Source organism: Streptomyces sp. NPDC051020, from assembly GCF_040683105.1.
In the GTDB taxonomy this organism is placed as follows: Bacteria; Actinomycetota; Actinomycetes; order Streptomycetales; family Streptomycetaceae; genus Streptomyces.
On record NZ_JBFBCG010000070.1, the window covers coordinates 26,614 to 36,852 of the forward strand.

Sequence of the window (10,239 nt, forward strand, 5' to 3'; positions counted from 1 at the left end):
CCGCTGATGCGGGGTCAGGGGTACCCGCGCTTTAAAGGCGCGGGGCACTTCGACACACTCGTCTTCCCGAAGGACGGCGACGGCTGCCGCTGGGATGCCGCCGCGCACGACCCGGTCACGCGCGTGCGCATCCAGGGTGTCGGGCACGTCAAGGTGCACCGGCACCGGCCGGTGGCCGGCAGGGGCAGGACGGTCTCGGTCAAGCGCGAGGGCCGTAGGCGGAAATGTCAGACGCCGGGTGGCTGGATTCGGCTGTAGGTGAGTCCGTTGCTGGTGCCGCCCGGGGTGGTGACCGTGACCTGGACGGGTCCTGCGGTTCCGGGCGGTGTGGTGGCGGTGACCTGGGTGGCGGAGACCACCGTGAACGACACCGCCGTACCGCCGAAGCTCACCGCGGTCGCCCCGGTCAGATTGGTGCCGGTCAAGGTCACCGTCGTCCCACCCGAGACCGGCCCCTGACCCGGAGCAACCGCGCTGAGGGTCGGCGCCGCGACATAGGTGTAGGAAAGGCTGTTGCTGGTGCCGCCCGGGGTGGTCACCGTGACCTGCACCGTCCCGCTGCCCGATGGGGCGGTGGCCGTGATCTGGGTGGCGGAGACCACCGTGAACGCCGCCGCCGTACCGCCGAAGCTCACCGCGGTCGCCCCGGTCAGGTTGGTGCCGGTCAGGGTCACCGTCGTCCCACCCGAGACCGGCCCCTGACTGGAGGAAAGTGCGGTGAGAGCGGGTGGGTTGAGGTAGAAGTAGGTGAGTCCGTTGCTGGTGCCGCCCGGGGTGGTGACCGTGACCTGGACGGGTCCTGCGGTTCCGGGCGGTGTGGTGGCGGTGACCTGGGTGGCGGAACCCACCCCGAACGACACGGCTGTACCGCCGAAGCTCACCGCGGTCGCCCCGGTCAGATTGGTGCCGGTCAAGGTCACCGTCGTCCCACCCGAGACCGGCCCCTGACTCGGAGCCGCGGACGTGAGAGCCGGCGCGTGACTGGCGGTCGGCCCCCTTGAATTGCGATCCGCCTGGGCCGGCGCGGGCTCGTGTTTGTCCTGCTTCCTTCCCCCACGTGCCGACGCTTGTCCTCATCCGCCGGATCGGCGAGGAGGCCGGCCGTCGTCAGGCCGTCCCGTCCAGGGCCTGGACGGCCGCCTTGGCCGCCTTCTCCACCAGTTGGACACCGTCCGCCATGCTGACGCTGCCCCGCGACAGCACCGCCACCAGGCGGTCGTGTCCGTCCACCCGGACCAGACCGATGCTGTTGACGTCCCAGCGGCCCGTCGCGGTCCGCTGCAGCCAGCCGTTCTTCAGGCCGGTGACGGGGCCGGCCGCCGAAACGCCCCAGTCCTGGCCTGCCGCTATGCCGCCCATGAGGCCGCGCAGGTAGGCCCGGGATGTCTGATCCAGTGGGGAGTCGGTGCCGAAGACGGCGCTCAGCAGGGCGAGCTGATCGGTCGCGGTGGTCTGGGTGAGCCCCCAGTGCCCGTCGCCGCCACCGGTCGTGCCGGTCAGGCCGAGCCTGCGGTTGGCGGCGTTCAGGCCCGGGGCCTCGCCGATCACGCGCCACAGTGCGTCGGCGGACGCGTTGTCACTGATACGGATCATCGACGCGGCGGACGCCTTCTCCTGCGCCGTGAGCCCGCGGTGCTGGTCCTGGGCCTTGAGCAGCAGGGCCGCCAGGATGTCGACCTTCACGATGCTGGCCGTGTCGTACGTCGTCCCCGCCCGCACGCCGTACCGTGCCGTGCGCCCGTCGGCCGGATCGAGCACCGCCACCGAGAGCGAGGCGGGGCCGGCCGCCACGACCGGCGCGAGCCGCCGGGACAGCGCCTGGTCAGGAGCCACGCCGGTCCCGGCGGTCCGCAGGGCCGCCACGGACACCGACGGCGAGTGCGTCACCGCGGCGGACGCGGGCGGCAGCGCGAGGACCGCGGCCGGCCGGGCGATGCCGGGCACCGTCCCCGCCGTCGGGCCCGACCGCGGGACGGTCCGCGCCCTGTCGGCCCCGGCCGCGTCGGCAAAGCCGCCCGTCGCCGCCCCGCCGGCCATGACAAGCGCGAGTGCGGCCAGGGCGTAGCGCGAAGAGTGGCGCCGGGCGAACGTGACGACCAGCGGAGCGAACACATGGCGAGACATGGCGCGAGGATAAAAAGACCATCCGTGAAATAGCTATGGCCCACGTAACAGCTGCGTGACATGGTTCGTGATTCCGCACACATCACCCATAGATGGACTCTGTGGAATTAGCACCCGATAGGGTCATTGCGGAAGGGCGGGCGTGGGCATCGTCATCGCCGGCCCAGCGGGATCGGGGCGCGGAAGCGGCAGCCGCCCAGGCGGCGCCGGGCGTCTGGGTCGCCGCCGTGGACGGCGACCCACTCTCGCACACCAACGACCCCGACTACGTGGACTCCTGGTACACACTCGCGGCCAACTCCACCGGCACCCTGCACGGAACTCGCGGCAACGGCTGGATGCAGGTCTCCAGGTACTGGGTCCAGCAGTTGTGAACCTCCTGCAGGCCTGCGGCGCCCCCTCGCCATGCCCGACACCTCGGCGAGCAGTGCCCCGGCAACGGGTAGTGCGCAAAAGCCCAGGCGGATGCCATGTGCGGCAAGGACCGGCGGGGAGCCCGCGGTGGCGGCGGCGAGAACCCGGCCGCCGGCATACGAAAGCGGCGCGCCACCGCCCTGTGCGGGTGGTGGCACGCCGGACCAAAAGGGCGGCACGCCGGGGTCAGAAGGTGCGCCCTTGGTCAGTGGAGGGACAGGGGCGGGTCAGCGGCGGTAGCCCCAGGACTGGGTGTCCACGGTGCGGCCGTCGTCGTCGCGCAGGGTGGCCCTGTCGGCGTAGTTGCTCCAGACGTAGTCCCAGCTGCCCTGGTAGACGTCCCGACGGGTGTCATAGCCGTGCCCGGTGTGGACCCGGACCGTGGCGTAGCCGGGCAGGCGCAAGTCGTCGAAGCGGTAGCGGTTGCCGTCGCGGTCCGAGAGCGTCCATCCGTCCAGGTCGACCGCGCGGCGGCCGGTGTTGGTGACCTCGACCCACTCCCGGTTCAGCGAACGGTTCGACCAGTCGTCACGGCCGGGGCTGTCGTACTGGATGTCGCCGAGGACAACGTTGGAGTACGAGTGGTGGCGGCCGTGCCTGTATCCGTGGCCGTGGTCGCTGTCGGCGGAAGCCGGCATCGCCGCCGCGGCGACGACGGAGCCGGCTGCCAGAGCGGTAGCGGCGATGCGACGGACGGTACGAGAAGCAGACATTGATGTCCCCTCAAGTAAGGGCGCCCAGGACCCGGTCAAGGGCCATGCTGCGCGGTGCGGTACCCGGCCCCTCAGGCCGAGAACCCAAAGACTGGAGCACCTCCCCCGCCACCGACAGCGAATCCGGTTCGTGTTACTTAATGCGGACATTTCCGTAACGCGCGATTGTATTGATCACACATCCCGCCCAGGCGTGCCCCTGACATCGGCTGCCGGGTCCACACACCCGCCGCGCAACCGGGGACAAGCCTTTTCCAGCCCCCACGCTCCCCGCCGCGGCACCCCGCAAGCCACTCGTCCAGCAGCACGCCCATCGGTAACAGCCACAATGCCATGCAATTCAGACACATATCGCGTGGCCGAACACCCGCCCGCAGAGGCCGGGTGCGTCGGCGGTGCACGCCGGGCACGCGCACGGCAGGGACTGCTGGAGCCGGCGCCGGACACGATCCGAGTCCCCCGGCCCGGGCCTGGCCGACCGCGCAAGAAGCCGGACGGTCCTCCCCGGCACGACCGCTGCCGCAGCCGTCATGGTCTAGTTCCGGGCGCGATCGGCCGGACAGAACCTGGAACGACACAGACATTCCTTTTCCGGGAGTTCTTCGTGCGCCCGGCTTCCGGGCTCTTCAGGAGATCGGGAATATCCTGAACAGTGATCTCTTGACCGGTTATATCCATCGGGAATTCCGTTCCCTGGAACAGTCGTACGAACCTTGGTTTCGACCAGCATTCGACCGGTCTCACACTTCCCCCTGTCCCCTTGCTCTACAACGGAGAGTTCCATGAACACGATGCGTGTCGCCCAGGTCAGCGCCGCGGGCGGGAAGTTCGAAATCGTCGAGCGGGAACTGCCGCAGCCCGGCCCCGGCCACGTCCGGATCACCGTCGAGGCGGCAGGCATCTGTCACACCGATGCAAGCTTCGTCCAAGCCGGCTTTCCCGGCGTGCAGTTCCCGCTGGTCACCGGCCACGAGGTCGCCGGGCGGATCGACGCCCTCGGCGAAGGCGTGAGCGGATGGCAGGTCGGCGACCGCGTGGAGGTCGGCTGGTTCGGTGGCCACTGCGGCCACTGCGTGCCCTGCCGTGAAGGTGACTTCATCGACTGCCAGAATCTTCAGGTTCCCGGCTGGGCCTACCCCGGCGGCTACGCCGACGCCATGGTGGCCCCCGTATCCGCGCTTTCGCGCATTCCTGACGGATTGCCGGCCGCCCTGGCCGCGCCGCTCGGCTGCGCCGGTGTCACCACTTTCAACGCTCTGCGGCACAGCTCTGCCCGGCCTGGTGACCTGGTGGCGATCCTCGGCGTCGGCGGCCTGGGACACCTCGCAGTGCAGTACGCCAACCGGTTCGGCTTCGACACCGTCGCTATCGCCCGCGGCCAGGGGAAGGAGCCACTGGCCCGGGAGCTCGGCGCCCGGCACTACATCGACAGCAGCGCCGTCAACGTCGCCGAAGCCCTCCAAGCGCTGGGGGGCGCCCGCGTCGTGCTCGCCACGGCGGCCAACTCCGACGCGATGACTGCCACCGTCGACGGCCTGCGTCACCGTGGACAGCTGATCGTCATCGGCGTTACCCCCGAGCCGCTGCAGATCAGCCCGCTGCAGCTGATCGGGGCAAGCCGCTCCGTCCACGGCCACCCGTCCGGCACCGCCCAGGACGTTCAGGACACGATGACGTTCAGCGCGCGCACCGGGGTGAAGCCGATGGTGGAGACGGTGCCGCTGGAGGAAGTCGACGAAGCCTTCCAGCGGATGCTCAGCGGCGCGGCCCGTTTCCGCATGGTGCTCACCACTGGCAACTGACCAGCACCTGTAACCGGGTGCGCGGAGCGGACCGGCGGGCCTCGGCCCGCACGGGGACCGCGGACCTGGACCCTCGGTGTCGTCGATGCGCAGGTCCACGCCCTGGGCCCGGCGCAGGCGAACAGGAGGCATGTCACCCGAGTGTGCGGACCACCGACCTGTGTCTCCTGCTGCCCAGCCGCGTTCACCATGCCGAGCACACTCACCTGTACCCGGCTGGGCACTTCGCCGGGCACGCCGGCACTTGCTCCGTTGCGGCCGCAGCGGGTCCTGCCGGGCGGTGTCCTGCCAAGGGAATGGGGCGAGGTCGGGCTCGACCCAGCCGTTCTTCGGCTGCGGGTCGGCCGGCGTTGCCGGGCGGTAGAAGCGGGTCAGCAGTCGTTTGTCGAGCAGCGCGGGGTGGTGGTTGGCGAACGCGGCGAAGTCGCTTTCGTCACGCTCGTCCGCGTGGTGCCCAACCAGTTCCACCCAGGCGCGGCTGACGGTCGCGTGGTATTTCTGGGGCGCACCCGCGTATCGGGCGGTGCGCTGGATGCCGTCGCTGACCAGGCCGACCGCCGTGGGCACGCCGCACTGTCGCACGGCCAGCCACGTCAGGTGGACATGCTCGCGGTGGCCGAACCGCTCGTCAGGGCTTGCGGGGCAGTGCGCAGGGCGGCGACAGCATCGGCGGGCAGGTCGCCGAGCGCGCGGTGCTCCAGGTCGGTGACGCCTGCCGGATTGTAGTGGCGGCCAGGCGCCCGGAAGAGGTGAGCTCGATGAGAACCGCCCGGCGGTCGCCCGGGCGGATGCCCCGGGTGATGTGGCCGCGTCGTTCCAGTCGGTCCAGCACGCTGGTCAGCGTCGTGGGGCGAGGCGGCCGCAGGCCGGGTGGTGCCGGGCGGTGTGTTCGGGCGTCCCTCGGGGCCGGCGGGTTCAGCCGAGGGCTCGGTCGAGGTTGAAGGCGGCGCTGATGAGGGACAGGTGGGTGAAGGCCTGTGGGAAGTTGCCGAGTTGTTCTCCCGTCGGTCCGATTTCCTCTGCGTACAGGCCGAGATGGTTGGAGTAGGTGAGCATTTTCTCGAAGGCCAGGCGGGCCTCCTCCAGGCGGCCGGCCCGGGTGAGGGCTTCGATGTACCAGAATGAGCAGATCGAAAAGGTGCCCTCGGTGCCCAGGAGGCCGTCCGGGCTGGCTCCCGTGTCGTAGCGGTAGACGAGCGAGTCGGCGACCAGCTTCGTGCCGAGGGCGTCCAGCGTCGCGAGCCACTTCGGGTCGACCGGGGAGACGAACTTGACCAGGGGCATCATCAGCACGGAGGCGTCGAGGACGTCGCCGTCCAGTTGTTGGACGAAGGCGCCGGCTTCGGTCGACCAGCCGCGTCTCATGATCTGCCGGTAGATCGCGTCACGGCTCTTCCCCCACCGGACAAGATCGGCAGGCAAGCCGCGCCGGGTCGCCATGCGCATGGCCCGCTCGATGGCCACCCAGCACATCAGGCGCGAGTACAGGAAGTCCCGTCGTCCCCCGCGGATCTCCCAGACGCCTTCGTCCGGCTGGTCCCAGTGGTCGCAGACCCAGTCCACCACGGCGCCGACCTCGTCCCAGCGGTGGCTGCTGATGGGCTGCCCCCACTTGTCGTAGAGGTAGATGGAGTCGATGAGCGCTCCGTAGATGTCCAGCTGGAGCTGGGTCGCGGCGGCATTTCCCACCCGTACCGGAGAAGACCCCAAGTATCCCTCGAAATGTGATAGTTCGCGCTCGGGAAGCTCGCGGCGTCCGTCGATGCCGTACATGATCTGCAGCGGTCCGGTGGCCTCGTCCTCGCACATGATGCAGGAGGACAGAAAGCCCATGAACGCTTCGGCCTCCGAGGTGAAGCCCAGCCTGAGCATGGCGTAGATGCAGAAGGCGGCGTCCCTGACCCACGTGTACCGGTAGTCCCAGTTGCGCTCGCATCCGATCTCTTCGGGCAGGCTCGTCGTCGGCGCGGCCACGATCGCGCCGGTCGGCGCGTAGACGAGCAGCTTCAGGGTCAGTGCGGAGCGGTGCACCATCTCCCGCCACCGTCCGTGGTAGCGCGAGGCGCCCAGCCAGTGCCGCCAGAAGCGGACCGTGGCCTGGAACTCCTCCTCCGCCTCGCGCCGGGCACACCCGCGCACGGCGACCTCTGCCCCGATCCGGTCGAGGGCGAAGACTGCGGACTCGCCTTCCAGCAGCTTGAAGTGCGACCAGGCGTCCGTGCCGTCGCATTCGAGCGGCACGGTGGCTGTCAGTGCCAGGGACAGGTTCTTGGATTCGAAGTGCGCCCTGTCGCCCTCAAGGCGTGCGCTGTGCGGTTCGGTCCCGTATCCGAAGCGGGGAGCCACCCGCGCGGTGAACGGAAGCGAGCCCCGGACGCAGAGCAGGCGTCTGATCAGCCGGTGCCGGTGGGCCTCGCCCGATTCGTCGCCGATGGGCATGAAGTCCTGAATCTCGCCCACCCCGTCCGTGGCGAAGAACCGTGTGATCAGCACATTGGTGTCGGGAAAGTAGAACTGGCGGGTCCGCGCGGGCACGTCGGCGGCCAGCTGAAACGATCCGCCCCGGTCCGCGTCCAGGATGGAGCCGAACACGCTGGGTGCGTCGAATCGCGGGCAGCAGTACCAGTCGATCGTGCCGTCGGTGCCCACGAGCGCGACGGTACGAAGGTCGCCGATCAGGCCGTGGTCGGCGATCGGCAGGTAGCGCGGGGGCGCCCCTTGCCCGTATCCACTGCATCCGGCACTCTCGAACGCCATGCCAGGCCTCCCTGCCACCGCGGCGCCACCGCCGCGAAGCCGAAAACAACCCTGATAACAGCTTAAATCGCCACGCATGTGTGCCTGGCTCGGCTGCTGCAGCCGCCATCGCCGTGTGCCGCGCCGCGGATGTGGCGGCGGGGTGTCGGCCTCGCAGAGCCGGCGAGATCACCGGTCGTGCGTTCATGCGGCGGGCGGCGTGGGCCGGCGCAGGTGGGCCAGATCGTCGGGTGGCGGGGTGTCGGGCCGGTGGAAGAGCGGGGTCTGGTCGACGGCGGACGCCGGGGCGTCGGCCAGCTGGAAGCGCTCGCGCAGCCGGTGGTAGAACGCCAGCGGTGCCAGACGGGCCAGGCGCAGCCGGTACGGTGCGCGGTAGGCGGCAACCCAGTCCCCCGGTTCCAGTACTCCGCGTGTCTGCCCGTCGATGCTCACGGCCACCCGGCCGGAATGCGGCAGCACGTGTACCACAACCGCCTCGTCGACCGCGGCTATCACGGTGCGGTCGAAGGCCATGTGCGGAGCGACCGGGGTGAAGACGATGGCGTCGGCGGCGGGGTCCAGAACCGGCCCTCCCGCGGCGAAGTTGTAGGCGGTCGAGCCGGTGGGGGTTGCCACGATCACCGCGTCGGCCGAGTAGGAGGCGAGCAGCTGCCCGGCCAGGTACACGGCCACGCTCGCCTGCCGGTCCCGGGCGAGTTTTTCCAGGACCACGTCATTGACGGCGGTGACGTCCAGGGCGACACCCCAGCCGGCCGTCTGCACCCCGGCGGGGCGCACGGCCGGCGCGGGCAGTGCGGGACCGCGCCCGTAGCACAGCACCGTGTCCAGGCCGACGGGCGTCCGAAGCGGGCGCGACGCGCGCAGCGTGAGCACCATCCGCTCCTCGATCACTGCCTGATCCCGGTGGAGAACGTCGAGCGCGTCCTCCACCTGGTCGGTGGTGATCTCGGTCAAAAAGCCGAGCCGGCCCACGTTCACGCCCAGCACCGCCGCCCCGTCCTTGGCGGCGATCCGCGCCCCGCGCAGAAACGTGCCGTCACCGCCGAACGTGATGATCAGCCCGGGGTGGCCCGCCGCCTCGGCCTCCTCCTGGCCGCCGTGCCGCGATTCCCCCTCCCGCCACACGTCGATGTCGGTGCAGGCTATGCCGCGCGCGGCACACCACAGGCGGGCGGTCCGCGCCGCCGCGACGGCGGCGGGCCGGCCTTGGTGGACAACCAGGCCCAGCCGATTCAGAGGCATCACTTCTCACCGTAGACCGCCCCGGCACGCCGCGCAGATCGCAACGGATCTTCCTCGTGGCCACCGGACCGGCCGGTGACGTCCCTCTCCTGCGCCGGTCAAGAGGAGGCGTGGACACGGACCGGTGAGGCCTCTGTCGCAGCGCCGGCTGCTGCGGGGGCACCCATGCGTCCGACCGACGAGTACCCGACTCCGTCGCAGGCCGAGGGTGAGCAGCTGGAAGAGGACATGAATCCGGCTGAGCAGCGGCATCCGGCGACCACACGCACCCAGCCGTCCCAGGCCGAGGGCGAGCGCCGGGCGGAGGACGACGAAAGCTGAAGGCCGGGCCGGCCGCCACGATGCTCAGGTGCGGCGCCGGCCCCCGATGAACACCGAGATCGAGGTGGGCGCACGGCGGGCCACCGCGGAACAGTGTCCAAGCCGCTGGTCGTGGCCGTCCCGCCGATCCGGTCCCGGTGCGACCCGCGCCGTCGCCGTCCAGGCAGAGCCCGAGCCTGCAAGGCGGACGAGTGCGCCAGGTCATTCGCCATGAGGGCGTTTCCCCCTGGGGCGACGCTCACGCCTTCACACCTCGATGCTCCCCCCTGCTCCGAACACCCGGACGTCGGCGCCGGATCGCTCGGCCTCGTCCGCAAGGAACATGCCGATCAGCCCCATTGCGGTCTGCGAGTCGAGGTTCGAGACGTAGGCGTCGTGAGTGACTCCCCCCGGATAGGTCCGGGGAGCACACACCGCCGGAATACCGGCGAACCTTCCGCGCCACAGACACAACACACACCATGCAGGCCGTGCCTGTCTCACCATCACCGACAGCGGCAAAGAGAACTCCGGCGCTCCACGCCTACGCTGCAAGGATACGATTCCCCCACCGACTAAAGCCGGTGGCCCCCTCGAAAGAAGGTCTGATGGCGTGAGCTGGCCGCCCTTTGGTGCGGAGGTGGATCCGGTGGGACCGGGACCACAAAGTGTTCGATCCGCCGCAGCCCGCAGGGGGCCGGCTACGGCGACACGCGGGGCGCCTCGGTGGACGTCGGGCATGGCGTAGCGGGTGCGGGGGTCTTGGGTGTCTGCCGGGGAATGCCGCCGTATGCCGGAAACCCCGGCCCGATTCCGACGGGCCGGGGTTTCCTTATGACGCAAGCGGCTGTGTTACCACTCGTCCCCGCCCTGGTCGCCCCGGTCGT

Annotated in this window: 8 protein-coding genes and 2 pseudogenes; 4 read left to right on the plus strand and 6 right to left on the minus strand. The window is 70.2% G+C overall.

Annotated features, from left to right (window positions below; genetic code table 11):
- Positions 1 to 6 precede the first annotated feature (6 nt).
- Positions 7 to 219 (plus strand): annotated as a pseudogene (locus tag AB0N06_RS29460) (RNA-guided endonuclease TnpB family protein); the annotation flags it as partial.
- An 8-nt stretch (positions 220 to 227) separates the two neighbouring features.
- Here the strand turns inward: AB0N06_RS29460 and AB0N06_RS29465 are convergent.
- Positions 228 to 962: pseudogene (locus AB0N06_RS29465) on the minus strand (IPT/TIG domain-containing protein); the annotation flags it as partial.
- Between the two features lie 145 nt (positions 963 to 1,107).
- Positions 1,108 to 2,124, minus strand: a complete 1,017-nt coding sequence (locus AB0N06_RS29470) for a serine hydrolase (protein WP_366137726.1) — start codon at positions 2,122 to 2,124, stop codon at positions 1,108 to 1,110.
- A gap of 227 nt (positions 2,125 to 2,351) precedes the next feature.
- On the opposite strand from AB0N06_RS29470, the gene AB0N06_RS29475 reads away from it, so the two are divergent.
- Positions 2,352 to 2,498, plus strand: a complete 147-nt coding sequence (locus tag AB0N06_RS29475) for a hypothetical protein (protein WP_366137727.1) — start codon at positions 2,352 to 2,354, stop codon at positions 2,496 to 2,498.
- 267 nt (positions 2,499 to 2,765) lie between these two features.
- Here AB0N06_RS29475 and AB0N06_RS29480 read toward each other — a convergent pair whose 3' ends face one another.
- Entirely contained in the window at positions 2,766 to 3,251 is a 486-nt protein-coding gene (locus AB0N06_RS29480) for a lamin tail domain-containing protein (protein WP_366137728.1), read from the minus strand.
- Between the two features lie 782 nt (positions 3,252 to 4,033).
- Here AB0N06_RS29480 and AB0N06_RS29485 point away from each other — a divergent pair.
- Positions 4,034 to 5,053, plus strand: a complete 1,020-nt coding sequence (locus tag AB0N06_RS29485; protein ID WP_366137729.1) for an alcohol dehydrogenase — start codon at positions 4,034 to 4,036, stop codon at positions 5,051 to 5,053.
- 628 nt (positions 5,054 to 5,681) lie between these two features.
- Here AB0N06_RS29485 and AB0N06_RS29490 read toward each other — a convergent pair.
- The 3 genes from AB0N06_RS29490 to AB0N06_RS29500 form a co-directional block, all read right to left on the minus strand.
- Positions 5,682 to 5,885 carry a hypothetical protein gene (locus AB0N06_RS29490; RefSeq protein ID WP_366137730.1) on the minus strand — a complete coding sequence of 68 codons (204 nt, stop codon included), beginning with the start codon at positions 5,883 to 5,885 and terminating at the stop codon, positions 5,682 to 5,684.
- A gap of 83 nt (positions 5,886 to 5,968) precedes the next feature.
- Positions 5,969 to 7,810 carry a glycoside hydrolase family 15 protein gene (locus tag AB0N06_RS29495; protein ID WP_366137731.1) on the minus strand — a complete coding sequence of 614 codons (1,842 nt, stop codon included), beginning with the start codon at positions 7,808 to 7,810 and terminating at the stop codon, positions 5,969 to 5,971.
- A 183-nt stretch (positions 7,811 to 7,993) separates the two neighbouring features.
- Positions 7,994 to 9,052: an NAD(+)/NADH kinase gene (locus AB0N06_RS29500; RefSeq protein WP_366137733.1), complete on the minus strand. Its 1,059-nt coding sequence runs from the start codon at positions 9,050 to 9,052 to the stop codon at positions 7,994 to 7,996.
- A 165-nt stretch (positions 9,053 to 9,217) separates the two neighbouring features.
- Here AB0N06_RS29500 and AB0N06_RS29505 point away from each other — a divergent pair, with 165 nt between their 5' ends.
- Positions 9,218 to 9,373 (plus strand): hypothetical protein, encoded by a 156-nt coding sequence (locus AB0N06_RS29505; protein WP_366137735.1) that lies wholly within the window; start codon positions 9,218 to 9,220, stop codon positions 9,371 to 9,373.
- The last annotated feature ends 866 nt before the right edge of the window (positions 9,374 to 10,239 follow it).